Genomic DNA, 22,481 nt, shown 5'->3' on the forward strand with positions numbered 1-22,481 from the left:
ATATGAAAAAGAAAAAACTAAATTTAAGAGACCTCAACGATACATCAATTGAAAATAAGGTTTCAGCACAACTGAGTATTAAGGAATATATCCCTTCCATCTTCAGTTTTGTATTGCTTATAGTAGGTATTGCGGTTGATTATTTTGACGCCTTCCCATTTTTTAAAAGTTGGGTGCGAATCGTTTGGTATGCGGTAGCCTACATCCCCGTTGGTTTTCCTGTTATAAAAGAGGGATGGGAAAGTATCAAGGACGGTGATTTCTTTACCGAATTTTTCCTAATGTCCATCGCAACCCTGGGGGCGTTCGCCATTGGGGAATACCCTGAAGGCGTTGCGGTAATGCTTTTCTATGCCGTAGGTGAGCTCTTCCAAAACGCAGCTGTAAAACGAGCAAAGGGTAATATAAAGGCGCTGCTTGATGTACGCCCTAATGAGGCCGTGGTGTATCGAAACGGCGATTATGTTTCCGTCAATCCCGAGACCGTGGAAATTGGAGAAAAAATACAAGTGCGCGTAGGCGAAAAGATTCCTTTAGATGGCAAATTACTATCCGAAAAAGCATCGGTCAATACCGCAGCGATTACGGGGGAAAGCAAACCCGACACCATTGCCAAAGGAGACAAGGTTTTTGCCGGGAGCATCAATCTAGAAGGTGTTATAGAAGTGGAAACCACCAAAGAATTCAAGGACAGTTCCATTGCCCGTATTCTCGATATGGTACAAAATGCTACCGCAAGAAAATCAAAGACGGAACTGTTTATAAGGAAATTTGCACGCATCTATACTCCTATCGTAGTTTTTTTAGCGGTATGCTTAACGTTTTTACCTTATTTTTTTGTGGACGATTACGTGTTTCAGGATTGGTTATACCGAGCCTTGATTTTTCTGGTAATTTCTTGTCCCTGTGCATTGGTCATTTCCATTCCCCTAGGTTATTTCGGTGGATTGGGTGCCGCATCCCGTAACGGTATACTTTTCAAGGGCGCATCTTTTTTGGATGCAATGACCCAAGTGAATACGATAGTAATGGACAAAACCGGAACCGTTACCCACGGGGTCTTTAAAATAAAGGAAATTAAACCCATAACATTAGAAAAGGCAACGTTTATGAAGTACCTGATGGCGATGGAAGAACAATCCACACATCCCATTGCGAAGGCGATATTGGAATATAAAGCGGACGGTTCGGATTATGAGGCGACCGATGTTTCGGAAGTAGCCGGAAAGGGCTTGAAAGGGATGGTCAACGGAAAAACAGTACTTGTAGGTAACAAAGCTTTGATGACCTCAAACGGTATTGAAGTTCCATCAGAAACGGACGCTATTGTTGAATCCATTGTAATGGTAGCCATTGATGGAAAATTTGCAGGTTATGTAACCATAGCCGATGAACTGAAGGAAGATGCGCACGAAGCCATTGAACAAATACGTCAAGCAGGAATTCGACAACTTATAATGCTTTCGGGCGACAAGGATTCAATTACACAGCAAGTGGCAAACGAAATGGGAATCGATTGGGCAAAAGGAGGGCTTTTACCGGAAGATAAATTGAATGAAGTGGAAACTTTAAAAAAACGCCCGGACAGCAAGATTGCCTTTATTGGCGATGGCATTAACGATGCCCCGGTTTTGGCAATAAGTGATGTAGGCATTGCAATGGGTGGTTTGGGCAGCGATGTGGCCATTGAAACGGCGGATGTCATTATCCAGACCGACCAACCCTCTAAAATAGCAAGGGCAATAAAAATAGGCCGGTCTACAAGACGCATTGTCTGGCAGAATATTGGTTTGGCTTTCGGTGTAAAAATCATTGTTATGATTTTGGGCGCAATGGGGATGGCTACAATGTGGGAAGCAGTTTTTGCAGATGTTGGAGTAGCCTTCCTTGCCATACTCAATGCCATTCGACTACAGAAAATGAAATGGGACTAATTTAAAATTGGAAGAAGCATATAAAGAATAAAATGTCTCAAAATCGTAGAAATAGAAGGCAAAGAAAAAGGAATGAAAAATCCCTAAAAAGTACTATGACAACAAAAGACAGATTGTACGGCATCCTAGCACTTGTCGGAATCTTTTCTATAGTACTTATAATTTATTTTTTCGATGCCATTTTCTACTTTTTTTACCTGCTTTTTTCGGATTGATACTATTCAAAGGATTTTTAATTTATCTAATACTGTGGGGAGTTGAAAATATAGTGTTTAACTAGTTCATTTATATAGATGACATCGCCTTCCTCTTAATAATTGAAATTTTTTAAGGTTCAGGGATTGTCCCTATTGCCAGTTGAAAAGTGTCTTGATTACTCGAAATCAAATTATGTCATTAAACAGAAGAATAAGAAGAAGGGAGAAAAGGTCTAAGAGTAAAATAACCAAAAGAGACAAGTTATAGGCAATTATGGCCCTAATTGGAATTTTTATCGCAGCCCTTCTCTTGTTTCATTTCTTTATAAAAGATTTGGTATATGGATAAAATCTGAAAATTGGTGCCTTGGTTAAAAGATTTAAAATTAGGTGCATAATGTTTTAAGAATCTCCATATCATATAAGATTGATTACTTAATAAAGTAACTCAGTATTGATATATTGACCGCACCTTTTGCGAAAGGATTTGTTTTAAAGCGTATCTTTATATTTATTTAGTCTAAATAATATTAGTGATTTTTATAATAATTTTTTTATGTTACAACACAGGCGTTATATAAGTATTTTTCTAATAAGCTTCATTGCCTTATTAAGCTCGAACATCTATGCCGGCACGGTCAAAGATGACTCGAATATTCAGACCATTATACATTTATTGGATTATCTATCAAAAGATTATCCAGCAGCGGTTAAAGATGGTGTTATAGTTAACGAAGGTGAATACCTTGAAATGAAGGAATTTAGTGAAACCATACTCTCACTAAGCCAAAATCTGGAGCTCTCCTTAACGCAGGCAAACCAGATACAGAGCGACTTGATTGATTTGAGAGCATATGTACTAAACAAGGTTTCCCATCAAAAAATAAAAGAGGTCACTTCAAAGGTCAAGTGGGCTATTATCAATTTTACGGAATTTGAAATTAGCCCACCTAATTGGCCAAATATTGATAATGGAAAGAAACTATTCCTGACCAATTGCATTCAATGTCACGGAGCAAGCGGTAATGGACAGGGCAAACTAGCTATGGGCCTAAATCCGGCGCCTACCAATTTCTTAATCGATACCCTTATGCGTGAGGTTTCCCCCTTTCAGGCTTATAACACCATCAAACTTGGTGTAGAAGGAACTGCAATGCAAAGTTTCGGTATGTTGAGCGATAAAGAAGTATGGGATCTTTCCTTTTATATCAAATCCCTGAGGTTTAATGCCTCTTCTGCAGATTCGCTTGGGCTAAAGGAAATATTTAACAAAATCTCTAATGAAGTTTCCTTAAAAGATGTGGCTACTCTATCCGATAAGGAATTGATTCAAAAGTTGGGCTACGAAGATTCCGTTACTTATAAAAAATTGAAAGCTCTAAGAATTTTTTCTCTCGAAAAGGCCTCGACCGACAATAGTCTTGTTGTTGCCAGAAATTACCTGAACGCTGTTCTGTTAGATTATAAGGCGGGCAATAAAAAATCGGCACGTCAAAATGCCCTGAATGCATATCTCGAAGGTATTGAACCGGTAGAAGTACGATTGAAAGCCAACGACCCAGAATTCACCTCACAACTAGAGCAGCAAATGATGGCGGTTAGACAAGCTATAGAGAGCTCTAAAAGTATCTCCACGGTACAAGCTGAAATCGCTGATGCGGTATCAATGATAGACCGTGCGGACCAATTGATGAGGGATACGAAGCTCAACTATTGGCTTTCCTTTTTCTTGGCAGCATCTATTATGTTGCGCGAGGGGCTTGAAGCATTCCTTATCATTGCCCTGATCCTGGCTTTAATAAAAACTTCCGGCACTAAAAAAGCACTCCCGTATGTACACGGCGGGTGGATTATGGCCATTCTAACAGGTATCGCAGGATGGTTCCTGTCAGATTGGATAATCGGTATTAGTGGTAAGAACCGTGAGATTATGGAGGGATTGATTTCTTTAGTAGCGGTAATAGTGCTGGCATTTGTTGGGTTTTGGCTGCATAATCATTCCCATTCAAAAAAGTGGAAAGAATTTATAGAAAAAAAGATAGGCAAACAACTAAGAGGGGAAAAAATGTTTGGATTGGCCGTATTTTCCTTTATGGTTGTATTTAGGGAAGCCTTTGAATCCATCCTTTTCTTACAGGCCATTAGCTTAGAGACCAAAACTGGTGATGGGTCTTCCATAGGTTTGGGCGTGATTGCTGCTTTTGGACTGATAGCATTGCTTGCAGTGATTTTTGTAAAATATTCCAAAAGAATTCCGGTAAGGCAACTTTTTAGATATTCGGCTTGGGTAATAACCTTACTTGCGATAATATTAATTGGAAAAGGGATTCACGCTGTCCAAGAGGCAGGCTGGGTATCAGTCACTAGTTTCCCTATTTCCCTTAAGATAGATTGGTTGGGCGTGTATCCTACAAATGAAACTCTAATGGCACAAGTGGTCTTGTTAGGGTTTCTTTTACTGTTGTATTATGTTAGCAATCATAGAAATAGGGCTATTCAAGTCAAATAAGAGATGCGTAGAGTTGAGTTCCTCAAACTTTTACAGGCTTGAATATAATGTAATAATAAACCTAACGAATTAAAAAGCCTAATAATGGTAATAAAGTAACATTTATAGAGCGTGTATTTTAACTAGTCTCTCTTTATGACACCAAATGATTTAGGTGTTTTGTATTAAGTCGTTTTGGAAACGATGTTAAGATGCAAAATGCGATTTCTTAAACCCCAAAATTACAGTTGTCAATAATGTGGGTTTTATTTTATTAACATTTAAACCCAGATTAAATTTGGAAAAAGATTTACTTAAAATAATAGAAGATTTCAAAAATGAAATATTAGAAATAGAGGAGTCCAACGTTAATGATTTCAATGTAGTTGAAAAGGGAATTACAATCTCAAGGAAATATTTACAAAAACTTCGGCTATGTATTAGAGATAATAAATTCAAAAATAAAGAAAATGAAATAACATTTTTCAAAAAGCACAAGCCGTATGTTTATAGCAGGTTGAAATTCTATGCTAAACTGTATAATTTTTTGATTAATCGCCCGGCGGGAACGATTCAATCTCAACAGATCTTTATAGACGAAGAAATTCAAAAACTTCAAGAAAGTAACCGCCGGAATATCGACTTTATTAAATATTACCGGGAGGAATCTACGGTTTTAGATGAATTTTACTTTATAAGAGGTAAAGATAAAATTAGTCTGGTTTCGGACACTTCCCATTTCTATACTGATGCTGAATTTTCTACAAGTCACGATAACGCAATTGCTAAAATTATGGCCTATGACCTCTTAATAAATCACTACGTTCAGGAATTAAGTTATTTAAGAGATCAGTCCTACGGTATTTCAAATAAACTAAACACTTTAGCCAATGGTGAGCGCCTTGGCTGGACGGCTTCAAAAACTGACCTGATTGAATTGATTTATGCCTTACAGGCTTCTGGAGCGATAAAAAGCGGTACAGCTGGTATTAAAGAAATGGCTTCAGCTTGTGAAGATATTTTTGAACTTAATCTTGGTAACGTTTATAGAACTTTTCTCGAAATAAGAGAACGGAAAATCGACCAAACCAAGTTTATTGATAGACTAAAAGCAACACTTTTAAGGCGAATGGAAGAAACGGACGGTTGATATTTTCATTTTTAAAAATGTTAAATTTCTTCCCAAGTTGGGTCTTACTTGTGAAAAAATAAAATTAATTTTATCTATTATCATTTGGCATAGATGATTTAAAGTGACACCTCTAAATCAAACCAATTTAAACCATTGAAAATGAGCAAATAAAAACACCCTACTTGGGTACAACTTGGGATTAAAATCCAATAAACCATCCCAAATTTGTAGAACGAAAGTCAAATCAGGTCAGGGACTATCAAATTAGTTGAAATCGATACGATAGTCCCTTTCTTTAAAACCGTTCTATTATGCCAGCAAATATTATTACCACCGACGACCTTCGAGAATTTAAAATGGAATTGCTCGATGACATCAAGAATCTTCTATCTAAACAAGCAACTGGAAAACTCAAGAAATATTTAAAATCTTCCGAGGTAATGGACTTGCTTCAAGTTAGTCCAGGCACTTTACAGAATCTTCGTATCAATGGTACGCTACCTTACACAAAAGTGGGTGGCATTATCTATTACGATACAGAGGAAATTCAAAAAGTAATGGACGCCAACCGTGTGGATCATAGTTTAAATTCTTAACGATGAACTATATAAAGCTACTTAATGCGGCTTTTGAAAAGTTCTATTTTGATGACCGCCTAAATCCTACCCATATAAGCTTATATATGGCGCTGTTCCAAGAATGGAACAGCTCAAGGTTTGCAGATGAACTATATGTAAACCGTAGGGATTTGATGCGTTGTGCCAAAATAGGTTCAAAATCTACCTATCATCGGTGCATAACGGAATTAGATTCTTGGCTCTATTTGAGCTATTTCCCTTCCAACAATCCGTACAAAGGCAGCAAAATAAAGATGGCCATTATCGGGACAAGTGATGAACCTGTTGTGGGACAGTACAATCCCACATTAGAACAACTTGCGGAACACTACCATCCCATACGTGAACCAGTTGTGGGACAGCACCGTCCCAATAACGGACAAGTAGTGAACCAACACCGTCCCATAGGTGGACAAGCATTGGTATCTACTATAAACAATAACAAACAAGAAAACAATATAAAACAGCCAAAGGGCTGGCAGGCCGTTTTCATTTTTTTTGAAGAAAAAGGTTTTGATGCTGATGAAGCAAAAAAATTCTTTGAGCATTACCAAACTCGTAATTGGCAAACCAGCGACGGAAAAGACATCCGAGATTGGCGTGCCGTAGCCATCAACTGGATGGACAGAACCGAAATATTCGACGAGGAAAACAAAGCAAACGAAAAACAAGCGTCCCAAATCAAGGACAACTTGCGAACCACTAAAAACAAAGATTATGGACAACCCCTCTAAAATTACCGAAGGTGGCGTGGAATATTCGCTCGGAAAATTTGATGGCAAAAGCGTCCTCTATGATTTTCCAAAAATATTGATTTACTTGAATGCCAAGGGCAAACTTTTGTTTGGAAAAAGATTCAGAATTTATGATGAGGACAAGGATATTCTACTGAAACTCTGTTCCTACTTCATCAAGGATAAAGACAACTGTGAGACTTATGGTATTGACATTGACAAAGGCATTCTACTTTCTGGACCTGTTGGCTGCGGCAAAACCAGTTTAATGAAATTATTGCGCCATTTAGTGCCTTTGCAACGTCCTTATGAGATGATTCCTTGCCGAAACGTAACCTTCAGTTTTAATCATTTGGGTTTTAAAACCGTTGAAGAATATGGTAACACTAAATTTTACTGTTTTGATGATTTGGGCGTGGAACCTTCTGGCAGATTCTACGGAAAGGATTTGAACGTAATGGGCGAAGTACTTTTATCTCGATACGAGCTGTACTTACAAACCAAACACAAAATCAAGACCCACGCCACCACCAATCTCAACGCAGAAGAACTGGAAGAACGTTATGGTAATCGTGTCCGTAGTCGAATGCGGGAACTTTTTAATTTGATTGCTTTTGATACTAAAGCTGGGGATAAGAGGAAGTGAATTTATAGTATGGCTTTTTAACAACAATTTTTATTTTCTTGAATCGGCGGACAAGCCACAGTACCATAAGAACAGAATACACAACAATCCCCTTCTTTTGGTTTTAGTGTTTGTTTGCAATTATCACATTCATAAAAGAATTGACAGGCCGTGGTTGGCATTTCTTCTTCTGTTTTGTGGCCGCATTCAGGGCAGGTGATCGTAGATTTTAATATTGTAGTTTCCATAAATAATAGTTAGAGCATATAGGTTAGGTCAGATGCCATTGTAGGATATGAAAATACCATTGTCCGCAAATCGCTTATGGTCATCTTGGTCTTTATCGCCATTGCGAAAAGATTGATGGTTTCCTCACAATGAGGTCCGATCAGATGCGCGCCCAAAATGGTATTATTATTTTTATCGATGATTGTTTTATAAGCATATTCATCCACATTCAGGCGTCTCGCATTGAACCAATTATCCACTTTTTCAAAATTGACATTGATATCATATCCCTTTTCTTTGGCATCATCTTCCAATAGGCCAACGGTTGCCATAGTGGGCAAAGTGAAAACTACTGAAGGCATTGGGGGATAACTGACTTTTTTCTTATTTCCTTTAATGATATTTGAAGCTACGACGTGTCCTTCCAAAACAGCTACGGGTGTTAGGGGCAATCCTCTTGAGTCCGCTGCATCGCCAGCTGAATATATGTTCGCGTTCGATTTGCTCTGAAGGTATTCGTTGACCTCTATCCCCTTTTTTGAGAAGGATATACCTGCTTTTTTCAATTCTAAATCAAAAATGGCTGGGGGACGACCAGCGGAATTAAATACTTCTGCCGATTTGAAGTTAGTTTCCTTTCCGTTTGAAATTCCTGTAGTAATGTAGTTGTCATCTTTATGTTCAATTTTAGAAACTTCAGTTTCAAGAACGAGCTTAACACCTAAATTACCTGTGGCATCGACCAAATGTTTTACAATATCCTTGTCAAAGTTTTCCAACGGACGTTTGCCTCGATGTACTATTGTTACCTCGGCACCAGAACGTGCGGCAATATGCGCGAATTCAAAGGCGATATATCCACCACCGATGAAAAGCAGGGATTGGGGTAATTCCTTAAGGTTTAGAAAATCCGTACTCGTTTTCGCAAGCTGTCCGCCTTCAAAATCTAAAACTTTTGGTTTTGAACCTGACGCAATTACAACTTTATCAGCTTGAATGGTCTCGTTACCTACACTTAAGGTATTCTCATTTATAAACGTAGCGGAATTGTGAAAGGTGTCGATTCCGTTCTTCTTATACCCCTTTTCTATTTTCCTCGGCATTTCATCAACAAAGGTCTGTTTGAACGCCATTATATCCCTCCAGTTGATATTCGGAATGGTATCAATGCCTTTCCCTTTAAGTCTTTTAGCAAAGTCGCGTACTTCCGTGGCACCGATAATCACTTTTTTTGGGTCACAGCCTCGTAGGGCACAGGTGCCACCATAAGGCAGTTCATCAGTAATGCCCACCGAAAGACCTTTTGAAGCGCATTTATTGGCGATTGTCATACCTGACATACCCGAACCAATAATGAAAACATCATATTTTTTCATCTACTTATTTTCTTTAGTGGTTTTCTCGACAACTTTATAACCGGTGCTTTCTATAGCTTTTCGGATTGCAGGCAAATCGGTTTTGGTCTTGTCAAATTCCACTATGGTATTGGCATATTCGTAGCTGGCTTTGACCGAAATAATTCCATCCAGCTTATTGACTTCGTTTTCTACGTGTGCCTCACAGCCTGCACAGGTCATTCCAGCGACTTCAAAAGTCTGCTTTTTGATATTCGATTGAGAGACATAGACAATATCCTTGGTGGGCTGTGCATAAAATAGATTGGAATAGTACGGGAAGGCCAGCATCAATGCGGCGAATAGTGTTACTATCAATAAGAACCGTTTGGATTGCCAAAACGATGGTTTCGCATCATCTTCACAGGCGCAATCTATTTCTTCCTGTGTTTTCGGCCGCAGTTTCTGATACCAGGCAAACACCAAGACAATAATGGTCAAGCCGATAAGATAGGGTCTAAATGGCTCGACCCAAGAAAAGGTAGATGCAATTCCGCTTGTTCCAGCAATTAATGCCAAGACAGGGGTTATACAACATATTGATGCTGCAACTGCGGTAAAAATGCCGGTATAGGTCGCGGTATTTGAAGTTTTATTCGGTGCCATAATGTAAACTTTCTAAGCTGTTTTCTTTCTTGTCGAAATTGAATTGAAAATTCCATTCAAAACATTGTCCTCACTCTTTACCAGCGAATAATACAATGTTTGCCCTTCACGTCTCGATGTAATAATTCCCGCATCCTTCATTTTTCGGATATGCTGGGATACGGCAGGAACACTCATTTCAAGAATGTCAGCAATATCGCAAGGACACAGTTCATTCTCTATGTTCAATAGAAATAGAATTTTCAGTCGTACCTCGCTTCCCGCAAGAGACAAAATTTTGCTTATTGCTTCTAAGCTACCTGAAGAATTCTCTATGGTTTCCTTACATCTCGATATTTGCTTCTTGTCTGCTTCGTTCCGTGTACAGGTTATTTCCAAGCTCATCTTTTTTGATTTAAAGTGGCCACAAATATATCATTATTATATTATTTAAGCAAATACTTAAATAATGAATAAATCTAAAACGTGAACTTTTAATCTGGATTGCTTTTGATACCAAAGCTGGTGATAAAAGAAAATCTACTTCTTTAGCAACTTAAACCTCGACTTTTCCATAATATTTTTTCCGCAACCAAAAGGAAACCCGAACCAATAGTATTAATGCTGGAACTTCCACTAAAGGTCCAATAACACCTGCAAAAGCCTGTCCAGAATTCAACCCAAAAACTGCAATGGCAACAGCAATAGCCAATTCAAAATTATTCCCAGCTGCTGTGAACGCCACGGAAGTAGTTTTATCATATTCCGCACCTGTGGCTTTGGTAAAGAAAAAGCCGATGATAAACATCAGGGTAAAATAGATGAGCAATGGGACTGCAATAATTACTACATCCATCGGGATTTCTACAATCAGTTCGCCTTTGAGCGAGAACATTATAACAATTGTAAACAAAAGTGCAATCAAGGTTATGGGCGAAATTTTCGGAATGAATTCTTTAGTGTACCACTCTTCGCTTTTCAACCTTACCAAGATTAATCTGCTCAATATTCCCATAACAAACGGAATACCTAAATAAATAGCCACGCTCTCTGCAATCGTACCTATTGAAATATCAACGATAGCGCCTTCAAACCCAAAATAAGGCGGAAGTATAGTTATGAATATCCACGCATAGAAACTATATGCAAATACTTGAAAAATGCTGTTTAAAGCGACCAGACCAGCACCATATTCGCTACTTCCTTCAGCGAGGTCGTTCCACACCAAGACCATTGCAATGCAACGTGCCAAGCCTATTAGGATAAGTCCGACCATATACTCGGGGTAATCGCGTAAAAACGTGATTGCCAAAATAAACATTAAAACAGGACCGATTATCCAGTTTAAAATAAGAGATATGGAAAGGATTTTTGTATTTCTAAAAACTTTGGGCAACAGCGAATAATTGACCTTTGCCAAAGGGGGATACATCATCAATATCAAACCTATCGCAATGGGTATGTTGGTCGTTCCGCTACTGAATGAATTTATGATATTTGGAAATGATGGGGAAAAGTACCCAATCCCAACACCTATTGCCATTGCGACAAAAATCCAAAGTGTGAGGTTCCTGTCGAGAAAGCCTAATTTCTTCTTAGCCATATTATTTATTGATTGATTTTTGATAAGCCTCGTAGCTCAAAAGGTTAGAAAGTCCGTCCAGGTCACTAACTTGAATTTTGACCATCCAGCCTTCGCTAAACGGTTTGTCGTTTACAAGCGTTGGGTTTTCGAGTAGATTTTCGTTGACAGCGGTAATTTCGCCCGAAAGTGGCATAAATAAATCACTTACAGTTTTTAGTGCCTCGACGGAACCAAAAACTTCATCCTGTTCAAACTCATCGCCCAGGTTTGGTAAGTCAATATAGACTATCTCGCCAAGTTCACTTTGCGCAAAAGTGGTAATGCCAACCGTTCCGGTATCGTTTTCAATTTTTATCCAAGTGTGTTCTTTCGAAAAATATAGATTATCAGATGCTTCCATTTTTACAAAGTTTTAATATCCGTTTCTTAAATTATCAGCGTAGCTGTTAGGTAAAATACTGTCCTCTACGGCCTTTGCCGCTTTTTCGATATCGTATTCGAACTTTACGAATTCAACAGTAATACTGTCCTTATCTTTAATGGAAGCGTTCTCGTCAATATCTAAAATGACGTAACTACCTCGGTTATCGCTGTCTTTGGGTTTGCCAATTGACCCGATATTGATAGCGTGTCGAAAATGTGACGTACTTTCATCTGCCGAATTGAAAGTTCTGTGATATGGTTTGTGCGTATGCCCAAAACACATCACATCAGCATCGGCTTGTTCCATAATACGAATCATACTTTTCTCTGCCCTGTCCTCAAAGAGATATTCATTTATCTTTCGTGGACTTCCGTGTACCAGTAGTACATTCAATTGGTCTTCATTTAATTGGAATTCCAATTTGATATGAGCTGGAAGTGTTCTCAGATACGCCCTGTTGTTTTCATTTACCAATTCGTTGGTCAAAGAAATCGAGACCGCCCCATTTGCTTTTTCCTCATCGGTTTTATAGGCGCAACCGCAATCGTCGCTTTTCCTGCCAATACCAAAGTCGTAATTGCCGGCGATGGTCGGTATTTTTCGATTTCTAATTTCCTCGATGACCTCATTGGGCCAAACGTTATAGCCCACCAAATCGCCAAGGCAGTAGATGGCATCGTATTCCCTATTTTCCAAATCTTCAAAAAAGGCCTGTAATGCAGGTAAGTTTGAATGAATATCGCTGAATAGTATTATTCTCATTGTGAAGTTTTTTTATAGGTTTAGCAACAGCCACTTCCTGGTGCACAGGAATTTGTTGCTTGAATTTCAGATAATTTCATTTTAGGTTTCTCTGTAGGGATACCGCATTGGTCTTTTGCGAGACAGTCCGTTTGTTTTGTAGTCAACAGGAAATTGTTTCCGTCGAAATCGAGTCCAAATTTACCGATGGTCTCGGCTTGGTATTCCACTTCGATTTCCAAATCTTCGATACCTAATATCCTTTCAGAAAGTTCAATAATATTCAGTAGTTTTTCTGGATGTAACCTATGGTCGTAATCATCTGCATTCCACAGTTGAAAATTGGCAACTTCTTCATTGCGCACCGTTCCACCGCAGTCAATAAAGTGTTTGGTAATCTTACCTACTTCGGTAACGTGAAAATGACTGGGGACTAAATCGCCATTTGGCAATTGGAAAGCGATTCTGTCCAATTGGGTAAGCTGTTTTTTAATTTGTGAAAGTTTCATAGTAATAATGTTATTGTTTCGTTTGCAAGAGATTGTTTATTCGAGTGGCCAAGTACAGCATTTCCCTCGCGATTGTATTTGTATCGGTAAATATTAATTCGACGTTGTTATTTTCATTTTCGTTGGATGAAATTTTCTCAACATATATTTCAATAGTATTATCGCTGGTTGATTGCAGGGATTGTAAGGACTTGGGATAAACCACCCAATTTCCCGAACCATAGTCAATGTTATAGGACATTGGATTTTCCCCACGCGTATTTCTTATGCTAAAACCATATTCTTTTAGAATTGCCAGTTTTGATATGGGTTCGATTTTGGGTGAGATACCAGCAGATTGAAGACTTAACATAGTATTGTGACCATAATAAATCATCCCTGTTTGCAGCCAAACCAATGCAAGCTGACTTATTTCTTGGTTACCGGAATCAACAAATAGTACGTTTACTTTTGTGTTATCGTCCAATTTCTTGAAAATTAAAAACGCTACTTGGTCAAGGCGTTTTAATCGTTCCATCGGAATTTCCGCGAAGGTGTTGCCAATTTCTACAACAGATTTTTGGATTTTTTTCTTGAGCGTTTGTGCTTGAATTACTTGCTGAAAGCAAAGTAAGAATACCACGATGGGAATTATTGTTTTTGTTTTCATAATTATAGTTTATAAGTTTATCGCAATAAAACGATTAAATGGTTTAAATTTTTTTAGCAGCATTCATCTTTTGGTAACAAATCCTGCCCCAAAAACGCTGTCATAAGATCCTTCATTTCTTTCCAATTGTCCATATCTATACAGTAGCATACACTCGTACCTTCAACTGTTCCCTTTATAAGACCTAAATATTTTAATTCTTTGAGGTGTTGGGAAATTGTGGGTTGAGCCAAACCTATTTCCTTTACCAAATCGCCACAGAAACAAGTATCGATTTTAAAAAGATGTTGCAGTATGGCGACTCTTGCGGGATGTCCAAAAGCTTTTGCAAAAACCGATATTTGGTTTTGCTCATCTGTAAATATTTCGGTTTTGGCCAATCCCATTTCACTATTATATTAATTCATTGCAATATTACGATTAATATTTAAACTGTCAAAATTATTTTATTGCATTAAATTCTTAATTTCTTTAAAATAGGCCGTTATTAGTTGTTTGATATTTTGGATAATTTCAATGAATAGTTCTTTCATAATCTTATTCTTTAATTTATAAACTTTTTAAAATAGATACCGCAATGGCAATCAAGCTCTGTTTTTGAATTAGATATTGTGCTTCATCCCTATTTGACAAAAACCCCAATTCTATCAAAACAGCAGGGCAATAATCTGTAGTTTCCTTCAACACCTGAAAATTGGCAAACTTTACACCTCGACTTTCATAACCAATGGCTTCACAAAGGGCTCGTTCAATTTGATAGCCTATAAAAACCGATGCTTTCGAGAATTTTTCTTGTTTTCTTGAAGCATAAACCTCTATCCCTCTCGCATCCGGATTATCAGAATGATTGCAATGCAAAGACACAAATAAATCCGCTTTTAGTGCTTTGGCCAGCTTAGTTCTGTCTGATAAAGAAATGAGCGTATCACTATACCTGGTCAAATAAATATCGAGTGGATTTTCCAAGCTGTTATTCAACCTTAAAATGGCATCAGCAATGGACAAAACCACATCCTTTTCTTGGATGTTATTTATGCCGATTGCACCTGTATCTTTTCCACCGTGTCCAACGTCAATTATAATTCGTTTTTGAGCAGTCGATTCTTGTCCAAAAATGAAGCACATTTTTAGAACCAAAATCACAAAACTGACGTTTTTGAGCAGATTTTTCATTATCAATTTTCGGGTTATCAACAACTTCCCTTCAAAATTCCATAGGATTTGATGTCAAATAATAGCAACGGAATTCAAACAATATCAAATAATATTTTATTCACAAATATTTGATTTACAGTTATTTATGTTCAAATATATGTAAATTTCCAATAACGAAAATGAACCAAAAATTTAATCCGTTCCGTTATGAAAAAATCACACTATTTAGCATCCATTATTTCGCTCATATCCACTTCGCTTTTTGCTCAAATTGGTGGCATTGAAGATTCCGTTAACGATGTAGGCGATACCATCAGAACTATTTTTCCAATCTTATTGGGTGTCATCTTCTTGGTAGGCTTCCTATTTAATGCCGGACATTTCTTCGGCGAAAATGCCGACCTCAAAAAAGGAATAACCAGAGTACTCGTCTTTGTTCTTATTGCAGGTGCAGTAGTCGGCATCTTCACTTACTTAATAGGAATTGTAGTATAGATGAACCCTCTATGAGGGATTTGTTTTCCGAGCATTATGAAGAAATACGAGGTCTATAAAAACATTAGGAAAAGGGCGGTCATTTTTGGGCTGCCTATTTCCCTGTTTGCCTTAATGATGGTTTCCGTTTTGGCTTCGCTGCTCATCATCATCTTCTCTTTCAGCTTTGGGATAATCATAGGTGTGTTGGTATTCAACGCTTCCCTATATGTGGCTTTGACAAGAATAACCCACAATCCGCAACTATTCCAAATGGCTAAAGCATTTCCAAAAATCATTAGTAACAAAAGAAACTCAGGCTTTGATTATGAACAAGATTAACCTTTCAGCATATCAACCCATCGTAGATATTCAGGACAATATCGTATTTGCCAACAATGGCAACATTGTCCTATGCTATAATGGTAATCTGCCGGAAATCTATTCACTATCTGAAAAGGATTTTGAGGATATGCACGGTGCTTGGTTTCAAGCGTTGAAATCGTTGCCTGTTGGTACTGTGGTTCACAAACAGGATATCTACTTGAAGAAATCCTATTCTTCAGAACAACTTCCGAATATAACCTTTCTGGAAAAGGCTACCCACGAGCATTTTAAAGGTCGTGGTCATATCGAGCACAGCTGTTATTTGTTTTTCATCTTGACCAAGAACAAAGCGCTCAACAATCCTAAGTACGTCAATCCCTTTAGAAAAGTTTCAAAGGGAATCATACAGGAATTGGATGACAACATTAAGAGTTTCGCCAACTCGGTAAGTGATTCAGTTTCCTTCATCAACAATAGCCGAAAGATGGATTTTGTTTCGCTTAAAGCGGAAGAGATACAGCAACTAACAAGTGCCTATTTCAATGGCTTTAATGAAGGTTATGATACTGACATTTTACTGGACAAAAAAAGCGTCAATATTGGCGAAAACCATTTTGATGCCCTGGCCATCAACAGCGAACTGTGCTTTGGCGAAAGTGTACAGAGTAGCAAGACCAATGAGAAATTCACTTCTGACGATTTTGTGTTTCATCAAGGGTTTATTGATGGCTTAGGGCTTACGCTTGACGAGAACCACATCGTCAATCAAATCTTATATCTCGATGATAAACAAAAGTGGCGTAAACTACTTGATAAGAAGATTGAGGAACTCAACAAAAGTTCAAATTTCGGTTCGCAGAATAAAGTGGTGCTTGGTAAAATCCAACATATCCTTGACCAAATCAATGCCGATGATAATGCACGGATTATTCGTGGACATCTGAACATTGTTTATTGGGCAAAGGAAGCCAAAGAGCTCGATAAGATAACCTCAAAAATAAAGACTGAATTTAAGGAACTGGATATCATACCTTACTATCCACGAGGCGAAGAACGTAAAAATTATATACTGAACAGTTACTGCTGTTTCTCTTCCAATTTCTCAAACAATGATTTATACGTCACGGACTTGAAGCACGCACTTTGCCTGTTCATCAATAACACCAATTACAAAAGCGATACTACTGGAATCATCTTTAATGACCGTGAGCATAATATTCCTGTTTTAAAGGATGTTTGGGATGAAAAGAAGAAACGTATCAAGGCAAGGAACTTTGCCATTTTCGCGCCTACTGGCGAAGGAAAATCCTTTTTGGCTAATAACATTTTGCGCCAGTATTTTGAAAGTGGCGTTCGGTTGGTTATCATAGATTTGGGTGGCTCATACACCAAGTTTGCCAAACTCTATCCTGAAAAATATACGGTGCTTCGCTATGAAAGCGGAAAAAACTTAGGTATCAATCCTTTTTACATAAGTGACACAAATGACCTGACACCGGAACGTTTGGAAGACTTATCGGTTTTCCTGTTTGAACTGTTTGCCTCAGATTTCAAAGTAACCAAAGCACAATCGGTATCGGTTAAAAAGATTCTGCGCCATTATTACGATAGCACTTCAGAAAATCATTCGTTGGATGATTTTTACAGCTTTATAGAAAGGTATCAGAAAGACCTTCTTGACACCTTGAAAATCCATCCCGACTATTTCAATGTCACGAGCTTTTTGCACGTAATGTCCGAATATGTCGGCGATGGTCTATATAGCTTCCTTTTTGAAGTAAGCGAAGACCAGACTTACAAAATCGAAGACAAACGCTTGATTGTTTTTGAACTGGATGAAGTCAAGGACAATAAGGAAATCCTGTCTGTGATGCTCAAGCTAATTAAATCCGCCATTCAAAGAACCATTTGGAAAAACAGGGCAGAAAAAGGCATCATCCTTTTTGATGAGTTTGCCAAGCAATTGAAGTTTGACAACGTGTTGGAAAGTGTGGAATTTTACTATCAAGCCATCCGAAAACAAAATGGTGCGATTGGGATTATTCTTCAGTCCATCAATCAGCTACCAAATAATTCAACTTCAGCAAGTATTCTTGAAAATACACAGGTTATTTATAGCCTCAATAACGAAAAAGGCTATGACGAATTGGTCAAACGTCTCAACCTTTCCAGCCACGATTTAAACCAATTAAAGTCCATCAAGAACAATCTTTCCGGTCCACGCAAGTACACCGAAATGTTTATCAAGATTGGTAGGGAAAGTAATATTTTTCGGCTCGAAGTTCCGAAGGAAGTTTATGCAGCTTATTTGACCGATGGACAGGAAAACGAGGAAATAATGAAGCTCTACAATGAGCATCACGATATGCAAAAAGCAATAATTCAATTCACATCTAAAACATAATATTATGAAGACAAAAATCAAAATTTTAGTAACAACGGTAGTATTGACCTTATTTATGTCAGGCAAAGCAACCGCCCAAGGAATGCCTACTTACGATAATACCAATTTTATCAGCTTGGTAAAACAGCTTATAGAATCAGGTAAACAGACCGCTCAAATGATTAAGTCTGTGAAGTTCTTAAAAGATGCAAAAGAGGCGATAGAAAAAGTGTCAAGTGTTGTCCAGCAACTAAGGGCAGTTGAAGAAATTGGACAAAACAACCAGCACCTGATCAGCGTAATGCAAAATGATTTACAGGATATTTTGAATTCGCCCTACATCAAACCCGATGAAGTTTCAAGGGTTGTGGAATCGTTCGATGCCATAGTACAAAACTCGTTAGACACAGTAGATTTTATTGATGAAGTACTATCCAGCGATTACCTAAAAATGAGCGATGCCGAACGTGCTGAAATCCTTAAAGCAAAAGAGCAGGAATCCAAGCAAATGGTTTCCAATATTACAACCAAAACCAAACGCTATCGTGACATTATTTCCTTTAGAAAAATGCAGGATAAAGTCAATAACCGAGAAACCGAGTACTAAAATGACGGCGACCATTCTCTTAGGAATTGGGCTGGAATATATCGACACCGTTTTCCAGACCATACAGGCCAGCAACTTTTCGCAATACACCATTGCGGGAATGAAAACGCTCGCTGTCCTGTTCTTTTTGGTCAACATCCTTAAAAAATACAATGAAGGCATTGCAGATAAGGACGGTTACACTTGGGGATTGAGTCCTGGTGAACTGGTCAAAAATTTTGCTATCGTCATCTTGGTCATTTTCTCAACACAAGTCTTAGGCTTTTTCGATGGCATCTTGGTAGCTATTGAAGGACAATATCGTGGCACAGCACCTGCCTTATTGCCTCTGCAGATGCAAGATATTCCCATAGAAGAAGATGTAAGTATAATAGAGGTTGCACAAGCTGCTATGACACTTTTATATGAAGCCCTGGTCACACCGCTTTACGGATTCAAAATATTTGCATTCATCATTAGCCTGTTCCTCTGGATATTGGATTTGTTCATCTATCCTCTATTCTTGGCAGAACGATTCTTCCTTTTAGGCATAATGCAAGCCTTTTTTCCTCTGGTCATTAGCCTTGCCGTTTTTGAAAAGTTCCGTTCGCTCGCTTATACGTTCTTCAAATTATATGCAGCCGTGTATATGCTCGTTCCAGCGTTCTTTTTGGTCAATGTATTTATCAATGCCATTTATACGGAAATCAACACCAATTTTTGGGTCAACCTTTTTGGAACCGATACAGGACAGGGATTTTTTGCGCCCGTTGTTCAGTTGGGTTCAGTAGGCTTTATTGTTTTCCTAAAATTCAAACTGTATAAACGCGCCACGTCCTTCACTCTCAGACTATTTACTGCCTAAGGCAGATTAAAAATAATAATATGAAAACACCATATAAGAATATTTATAACGTCCTAAAGCTGAACCGGTTTATCATTTTAGCAGTTGTTGTCTGTGCGTTGCTGTCCAGCACATTTTCGGTTTGGATGGTATTCAACACCAATCAAAAAGCGCTCAATAGTGCCTTTGCCATTAATACAGATGGCAGTATCATTCCGCTGAAGCTCGTGACCCAAAAGGAAAATTTTCGGGTTGAGGCTTTAGCACATTTGGATATGTTCCATAACTACTTCTATAACATTGATGCCAGCAATTACGAACGCAATTTGGAAAAAGCATTATGGTTGGGCAATAGTTCCGTGGACAACCTATATCGCCAGAAAAAAGCCGATGGTGTTTATAACAGATTGTTGCAATATTCCTTGGTTCAAAAAGTACTGAGCATCGATTCAAGAATATCTGAAAATGATGGTTCGTATGGTTTTACGACGACTATCATTTTTGAAATTAATAGAGGTACAATCATTGACACCTATGAACTGGTTTCCACCGGAAACCTGATTATGGTTGACCGAAACTTTCCCAACAATCCGCACGGATTGTTGATTACCAACTATTTCGAAAACACTTTAAAAAAACTAAACGATGAAAGTTGAAAGCCGATAATCGGCACTTAAAAACTCACTCTTATGAAAGTAGAAAAAAACAAGATAGTATTTGCAGCGGTATTAGCCGTGATTTTCATATTCCTGATTTCCTATTCCGTAATAGTTATGGGCGATGATGAAAGTGAAACCAAAAATCTTAAACAGACCTTAGTGCCAGATTTGGAAGAAGACCAAAAAGAATATGATTCTAAATTGGATGCGATTAACGACTTGAAGAAAGTACGTGAAAACAATGCACCAAGCATCTACGATGAAAAGTTGATTGATTCCTTGGGATTTTACGACCCAGATCTTCCAGAACGCGAAAAAGAACGTATCGTAGATAGCATTTATGAATCTGGAAAGATTCAATATTCAGAAAAGCGATACCAAAATTTGGGACAGAGAAGAACTGCTCGGAAAGTGGTATCAATAATAGACTCTGCTGAAGTAAAGCGGGAACAAAAAATCCAAGCGAAAGAATTGGGCTTGGAACATCAATTGTTCTTCGCTGCTGCGCCTAAACCCAATGAAGTTTCAATCATCGGCAATACGGATGAAACCATTTACGTGGTGGTAGATGGCGACCAAGTTGTAAAGGCGAATACCAGATTACGAATGCGCCTGACCAAAGCTGCTACCATTAATGGTAAAGAAATGCCAAAGAACACACCCATTTTCGGGTTTATCAGCTTTCAGCCCAATCGGGCTTTAATTGAAATTGAAAACATACAACATCATCCTACAAAGCTCAAAGCATTCGATTTATCCGATGGAAGCGAAGGCATCTACGTACAGAACAATTTTAGAGCAGAAGCCACCACCGAAGTCTTGGACGATATTATTGGCGACATCAACATACCTACCGTTCCTCAAGTAGGTGGTGTTACGAAAGTGCTAAGACGTAGCAATCGCAATGTTAAAGTAACCGTCCTGAACAATTACAGATTAATCTTAAAACCAAAATTATGAGCCCATAATGGGCATTTAAAAACGCACTCTTATGAAAAATTATATCATTATTTCCGCTCTTATTATTTGTTCGACTTTCGCAAAAGTAAAAGCACAAACCACTCATTTACTCGACACCATTTATGCAAACGACACCAAGAACGTTGCGTTATTTTTTCCTGAGCCAATCCGTCAAGGCATAACTGGTTCAGACAATTTTGTTTTTACATACAACCGTGAAAATGAACAATATTTTGGGCTACTTCAGGCAACCCCTGGGAAGGAAAGTAATTTGTTGGTAATCAACAGAAATGGTTCGATTTTTTCGTATATTGTAAGGTATAAAAAACAGCTTTCTAAGCTTAATTATTTCATTCCGCTATCCAATAGTATCGGTAATGAAAAACCGATTGTAAAGGATTCGGTTCTTGTTGAATCTTCTGAAGAACTTGTAGATAACAGCACCTATTATTACCAAAAATTCTGCTCATATCTTCTCAATAGAAAACAGCATATAGCGCGAATCAAGAAACGAAACGAAGGTATTATCTTGACCGTAGAGAACATTGTTTTTGATAAGGATGAACTCTATTTCGTTATCGAGATTGAAAATAATTCTTCGTTGGATTACGATTTGAATTTCTTGAACCTATCTATTGAAACGAGACAAAAAGGGAAAAGAAAATCATTGCAACGACTGTATCAAGAACCGATATATAAACATAATCTGCCGTCCAAGATTAAGGAAAATGAAAGGGCTCGATTCGTTTATGTATTGCCCAAATTTTCATTATCCGATGACCGTAGGGCAATTTTGGAATTGAATGAAAAAGATGGCGAACGTAATATAGAAATGAAATTATCGCATAGATATATCAATAACCCAAATTAGTAATGTTATGAAAAGATTAGTCATTTGCTCGCTCGTACTGTTGTTTCTTTCTTGTTCACAAAGCACAACAAAATCCCCTTCTGAAATTGCCAAAGTTGTTGCGTCAAGCTTTTTCTCAAAAGATGAATCAGCCTTAAAAAAGCATACCACTTCTGAGGGCTATGCCAGTTTGATTACTGTACAGAATATGATGCCAGATTCTGATAAAGATATCGAGGTAGAAATTTTAGACGAAGCTATTGATGGCGAAATTGCCTGGGTAAAATACAGCACGACCTATGATGGAAAAACAGGCATTTTTAAACTGACTAAAGAAAACGGTCAATGGAAAGTGACCAGTAAAGGACCAAGAGAAAAAGGGCCTTTTTAAAAGACTTTTT

26 protein-coding genes are annotated in these 22,481 nt (G+C 38.0%); 15 read left to right on the plus strand and 11 right to left on the minus strand.

From position 1 onward, the window contains the following. The first annotated feature begins 2 nt into the window (after positions 1 to 2). The 6 genes from BUB91_RS11470 to BUB91_RS11495 all read left to right on the plus strand — a co-directional run bounded on the left by BUB91_RS11470 (position 3) and on the right by BUB91_RS11495 (position 7,748). Positions 3 to 1,934 carry a heavy metal translocating P-type ATPase gene (locus BUB91_RS11470; RefSeq protein WP_008610948.1) on the plus strand — a complete coding sequence of 644 codons (1,932 nt, stop codon included), beginning with the start codon at positions 3 to 5 and terminating at the stop codon, positions 1,932 to 1,934. 753 nt (positions 1,935 to 2,687) lie between these two features. Beyond that, entirely contained in the window at positions 2,688 to 4,640 is a 1,953-nt protein-coding gene (locus BUB91_RS11475; RefSeq protein ID WP_073099365.1) for an FTR1 family protein, read from the plus strand. A 277-nt stretch (positions 4,641 to 4,917) separates the two neighbouring features. Beyond that, a complete protein-coding gene (locus BUB91_RS11480; protein ID WP_008610946.1) occupies positions 4,918 to 5,769 on the plus strand; it encodes an RteC domain-containing protein in 852 nt (283 codons plus the stop codon). A gap of 293 nt (positions 5,770 to 6,062) precedes the next feature. Continuing rightward, positions 6,063 to 6,347, plus strand: coding sequence for a helix-turn-helix domain-containing protein (locus BUB91_RS11485; protein WP_073099366.1), 285 nt, complete (start codon positions 6,063 to 6,065; stop codon positions 6,345 to 6,347). A gap of 2 nt (positions 6,348 to 6,349) precedes the next feature. Continuing rightward, positions 6,350 to 7,102, plus strand: a complete 753-nt coding sequence (locus BUB91_RS11490) for a hypothetical protein (protein ID WP_073099367.1) — start codon at positions 6,350 to 6,352, stop codon at positions 7,100 to 7,102. Continuing rightward, on the plus strand, positions 7,086 to 7,748 hold the full coding sequence (locus tag BUB91_RS11495) for a P-loop NTPase family protein (protein WP_073099368.1): 663 nt from the start codon (positions 7,086 to 7,088) through the stop codon (positions 7,746 to 7,748). The genes BUB91_RS11490 and BUB91_RS11495 overlap by 17 nt, the downstream gene beginning before the upstream one ends. Before the next feature lie 17 nt (positions 7,749 to 7,765). Here BUB91_RS11495 and BUB91_RS11500 read toward each other — a convergent pair whose 3' ends face one another. The 11 genes from BUB91_RS11500 to BUB91_RS11550 form a co-directional block, all read right to left on the minus strand. Beyond that, positions 7,766 to 7,975: a GDCCVxC domain-containing (seleno)protein gene (locus BUB91_RS11500; protein WP_073099369.1), complete on the minus strand. Its 210-nt coding sequence runs from the start codon at positions 7,973 to 7,975 to the stop codon at positions 7,766 to 7,768. A gap of 9 nt (positions 7,976 to 7,984) precedes the next feature. Further along, positions 7,985 to 9,331, minus strand: a complete 1,347-nt coding sequence (locus BUB91_RS11505) for a dihydrolipoyl dehydrogenase family protein (protein WP_073099370.1) — start codon at positions 9,329 to 9,331, stop codon at positions 7,985 to 7,987. Further along, positions 9,332 to 9,955 carry a mercuric transport protein MerTP gene (gene merTP, locus BUB91_RS11510; RefSeq protein ID WP_073099371.1) on the minus strand — a complete coding sequence of 208 codons (624 nt, stop codon included), beginning with the start codon at positions 9,953 to 9,955 and terminating at the stop codon, positions 9,332 to 9,334. Between the two features lie 12 nt (positions 9,956 to 9,967). Beyond that, positions 9,968 to 10,339: an ArsR/SmtB family transcription factor gene (locus BUB91_RS11515; protein ID WP_073099372.1), complete on the minus strand. Its 372-nt coding sequence runs from the start codon at positions 10,337 to 10,339 to the stop codon at positions 9,968 to 9,970. Positions 10,340 to 10,490: 151 nt separating this feature from the next. After that, on the minus strand, positions 10,491 to 11,537 hold the full coding sequence (gene arsB, locus BUB91_RS11520; RefSeq protein WP_073099373.1) for an ACR3 family arsenite efflux transporter: 1,047 nt from the start codon (positions 11,535 to 11,537) through the stop codon (positions 10,491 to 10,493). A gap of 1 nt (position 11,538) precedes the next feature. Beyond that, on the minus strand, positions 11,539 to 11,919 hold the full coding sequence (gcvH, locus tag BUB91_RS11525) for a glycine cleavage system protein GcvH (protein ID WP_073099374.1): 381 nt from the start codon (positions 11,917 to 11,919) through the stop codon (positions 11,539 to 11,541). 12 nt (positions 11,920 to 11,931) lie between these two features. Next, entirely contained in the window at positions 11,932 to 12,705 is a 774-nt protein-coding gene (locus BUB91_RS11530; protein WP_073099375.1) for a metallophosphoesterase family protein, read from the minus strand. Positions 12,706 to 12,725: 20 nt separating this feature from the next. Beyond that, positions 12,726 to 13,193, minus strand: a complete 468-nt coding sequence (locus tag BUB91_RS11535; RefSeq protein WP_073099376.1) for a DUF6428 family protein — start codon at positions 13,191 to 13,193, stop codon at positions 12,726 to 12,728. A 10-nt stretch (positions 13,194 to 13,203) separates the two neighbouring features. Beyond that, on the minus strand, positions 13,204 to 13,842 hold the full coding sequence (locus BUB91_RS11540; protein ID WP_073099377.1) for a hypothetical protein: 639 nt from the start codon (positions 13,840 to 13,842) through the stop codon (positions 13,204 to 13,206). A gap of 53 nt (positions 13,843 to 13,895) precedes the next feature. Then, positions 13,896 to 14,228, minus strand: a complete 333-nt coding sequence (locus BUB91_RS11545) for an ArsR/SmtB family transcription factor (RefSeq protein WP_073099378.1) — start codon at positions 14,226 to 14,228, stop codon at positions 13,896 to 13,898. 163 nt (positions 14,229 to 14,391) lie between these two features. Further along, the gene (locus BUB91_RS11550) at positions 14,392 to 15,015 is read right to left on the minus strand and encodes an N-acetylmuramoyl-L-alanine amidase family protein (protein ID WP_073099379.1); all 624 of its coding nucleotides are present in this window, start codon (positions 15,013 to 15,015) and stop codon (positions 14,392 to 14,394) included. A gap of 189 nt (positions 15,016 to 15,204) precedes the next feature. On the opposite strand from BUB91_RS11550, the gene BUB91_RS11555 reads away from it, so the two are divergent. From BUB91_RS11555 to BUB91_RS11595, 9 genes are read left to right on the plus strand one after another with little or no spacing between them, the layout of a single operon-like run. Then, entirely contained in the window at positions 15,205 to 15,492 is a 288-nt protein-coding gene (locus BUB91_RS11555) for a hypothetical protein (RefSeq protein WP_073099380.1), read from the plus strand. A gap of 36 nt (positions 15,493 to 15,528) precedes the next feature. Further along, complete coding sequence (locus BUB91_RS11560; RefSeq protein ID WP_073099381.1) at positions 15,529 to 15,813, plus strand: hypothetical protein; 285 nt, start codon at positions 15,529 to 15,531, stop codon at positions 15,811 to 15,813. Next, the gene (locus BUB91_RS11565) at positions 15,800 to 18,202 is read left to right on the plus strand and encodes a TraG family conjugative transposon ATPase (RefSeq protein WP_073099382.1); all 2,403 of its coding nucleotides are present in this window, start codon (positions 15,800 to 15,802) and stop codon (positions 18,200 to 18,202) included. The genes BUB91_RS11560 and BUB91_RS11565 overlap by 14 nt, the downstream gene beginning before the upstream one ends. 4 nt (positions 18,203 to 18,206) lie before the next feature. Continuing rightward, complete coding sequence (locus tag BUB91_RS11570; RefSeq protein ID WP_073099383.1) at positions 18,207 to 18,788, plus strand: conjugal transfer protein; 582 nt, start codon at positions 18,207 to 18,209, stop codon at positions 18,786 to 18,788. Between the two features lies 1 nt (position 18,789). Further along, on the plus strand, positions 18,790 to 19,632 hold the full coding sequence (locus BUB91_RS11575) for a hypothetical protein (RefSeq protein WP_073099384.1): 843 nt from the start codon (positions 18,790 to 18,792) through the stop codon (positions 19,630 to 19,632). A gap of 20 nt (positions 19,633 to 19,652) precedes the next feature. Continuing rightward, complete coding sequence (locus BUB91_RS11580) at positions 19,653 to 20,267, plus strand: conjugal transfer protein TraK (protein WP_073099385.1); 615 nt, start codon at positions 19,653 to 19,655, stop codon at positions 20,265 to 20,267. A gap of 33 nt (positions 20,268 to 20,300) precedes the next feature. Continuing rightward, a complete protein-coding gene (gene traM / locus BUB91_RS11585; RefSeq protein WP_073099386.1) occupies positions 20,301 to 21,230 on the plus strand; it encodes a conjugative transposon protein TraM in 930 nt (309 codons plus the stop codon). A gap of 31 nt (positions 21,231 to 21,261) precedes the next feature. Beyond that, positions 21,262 to 22,101 (plus strand): DUF4138 domain-containing protein, encoded by an 840-nt coding sequence (locus BUB91_RS11590; protein WP_073099387.1) that lies wholly within the window; start codon positions 21,262 to 21,264, stop codon positions 22,099 to 22,101. A gap of 7 nt (positions 22,102 to 22,108) precedes the next feature. Then, positions 22,109 to 22,471 (plus strand): hypothetical protein, encoded by a 363-nt coding sequence (locus BUB91_RS11595; protein WP_073099388.1) that lies wholly within the window; start codon positions 22,109 to 22,111, stop codon positions 22,469 to 22,471. Positions 22,472 to 22,481: the final 10 nt, after the last annotated feature.

The organism is Leeuwenhoekiella marinoflava DSM 3653, assembly GCF_900129005.1.
GTDB lineage: Bacteria > Bacteroidota > Bacteroidia > Flavobacteriales > Flavobacteriaceae > Leeuwenhoekiella > Leeuwenhoekiella marinoflava.

Coding starts and splice junctions, on each gene's coding strand:
- BUB91_RS11470 (WP_008610948.1), top strand. CDS start 3: ATGAAAAAGAAAAAACTAAATTTAAGAGACCTCAACGATACATCAATT.
- BUB91_RS11475 (WP_073099365.1), top strand. CDS start 2,688: ATGTTACAACACAGGCGTTATATAAGTATTTTTCTAATAAGCTTCATT.
- BUB91_RS11485 (WP_073099366.1), top strand. CDS start 6,063: ATGCCAGCAAATATTATTACCACCGACGACCTTCGAGAATTTAAAATG.
- BUB91_RS11490 (WP_073099367.1), top strand. CDS start 6,350: ATGAACTATATAAAGCTACTTAATGCGGCTTTTGAAAAGTTCTATTTT.
- BUB91_RS11495 (WP_073099368.1), top strand. CDS start 7,086: ATGGACAACCCCTCTAAAATTACCGAAGGTGGCGTGGAATATTCGCTC.
- BUB91_RS11500 (WP_073099369.1), bottom strand. CDS start 7,975: ATGGAAACTACAATATTAAAATCTACGATCACCTGCCCTGAATGCGGC.
- BUB91_RS11505 (WP_073099370.1), bottom strand. CDS start 9,331: ATGAAAAAATATGATGTTTTCATTATTGGTTCGGGTATGTCAGGTATG.
- merTP (WP_073099371.1), bottom strand. CDS start 9,955: ATGGCACCGAATAAAACTTCAAATACCGCGACCTATACCGGCATTTTT.
- BUB91_RS11515 (WP_073099372.1), bottom strand. CDS start 10,339: ATGAGCTTGGAAATAACCTGTACACGGAACGAAGCAGACAAGAAGCAA.
- arsB (WP_073099373.1), bottom strand. CDS start 11,537: ATGGCTAAGAAGAAATTAGGCTTTCTCGACAGGAACCTCACACTTTGG.
- gcvH (WP_073099374.1), bottom strand. CDS start 11,919: ATGGAAGCATCTGATAATCTATATTTTTCGAAAGAACACACTTGGATA.
- BUB91_RS11530 (WP_073099375.1), bottom strand. CDS start 12,705: ATGAGAATAATACTATTCAGCGATATTCATTCAAACTTACCTGCATTA.
- BUB91_RS11535 (WP_073099376.1), bottom strand. CDS start 13,193: ATGAAACTTTCACAAATTAAAAAACAGCTTACCCAATTGGACAGAATC.
- BUB91_RS11540 (WP_073099377.1), bottom strand. CDS start 13,842: ATGAAAACAAAAACAATAATTCCCATCGTGGTATTCTTACTTTGCTTT.
- BUB91_RS11545 (WP_073099378.1), bottom strand. CDS start 14,228: ATGGGATTGGCCAAAACCGAAATATTTACAGATGAGCAAAACCAAATA.
- BUB91_RS11550 (WP_073099379.1), bottom strand. CDS start 15,015: ATGAAAAATCTGCTCAAAAACGTCAGTTTTGTGATTTTGGTTCTAAAA.
- BUB91_RS11555 (WP_073099380.1), top strand. CDS start 15,205: ATGAAAAAATCACACTATTTAGCATCCATTATTTCGCTCATATCCACT.
- BUB91_RS11560 (WP_073099381.1), top strand. CDS start 15,529: ATGAAGAAATACGAGGTCTATAAAAACATTAGGAAAAGGGCGGTCATT.
- BUB91_RS11565 (WP_073099382.1), top strand. CDS start 15,800: ATGAACAAGATTAACCTTTCAGCATATCAACCCATCGTAGATATTCAG.
- BUB91_RS11570 (WP_073099383.1), top strand. CDS start 18,207: ATGAAGACAAAAATCAAAATTTTAGTAACAACGGTAGTATTGACCTTA.
- BUB91_RS11575 (WP_073099384.1), top strand. CDS start 18,790: ATGACGGCGACCATTCTCTTAGGAATTGGGCTGGAATATATCGACACC.
- BUB91_RS11580 (WP_073099385.1), top strand. CDS start 19,653: ATGAAAACACCATATAAGAATATTTATAACGTCCTAAAGCTGAACCGG.
- traM (WP_073099386.1), top strand. CDS start 20,301: ATGAAAGTAGAAAAAAACAAGATAGTATTTGCAGCGGTATTAGCCGTG.
- BUB91_RS11590 (WP_073099387.1), top strand. CDS start 21,262: ATGAAAAATTATATCATTATTTCCGCTCTTATTATTTGTTCGACTTTC.
- BUB91_RS11595 (WP_073099388.1), top strand. CDS start 22,109: ATGAAAAGATTAGTCATTTGCTCGCTCGTACTGTTGTTTCTTTCTTGT.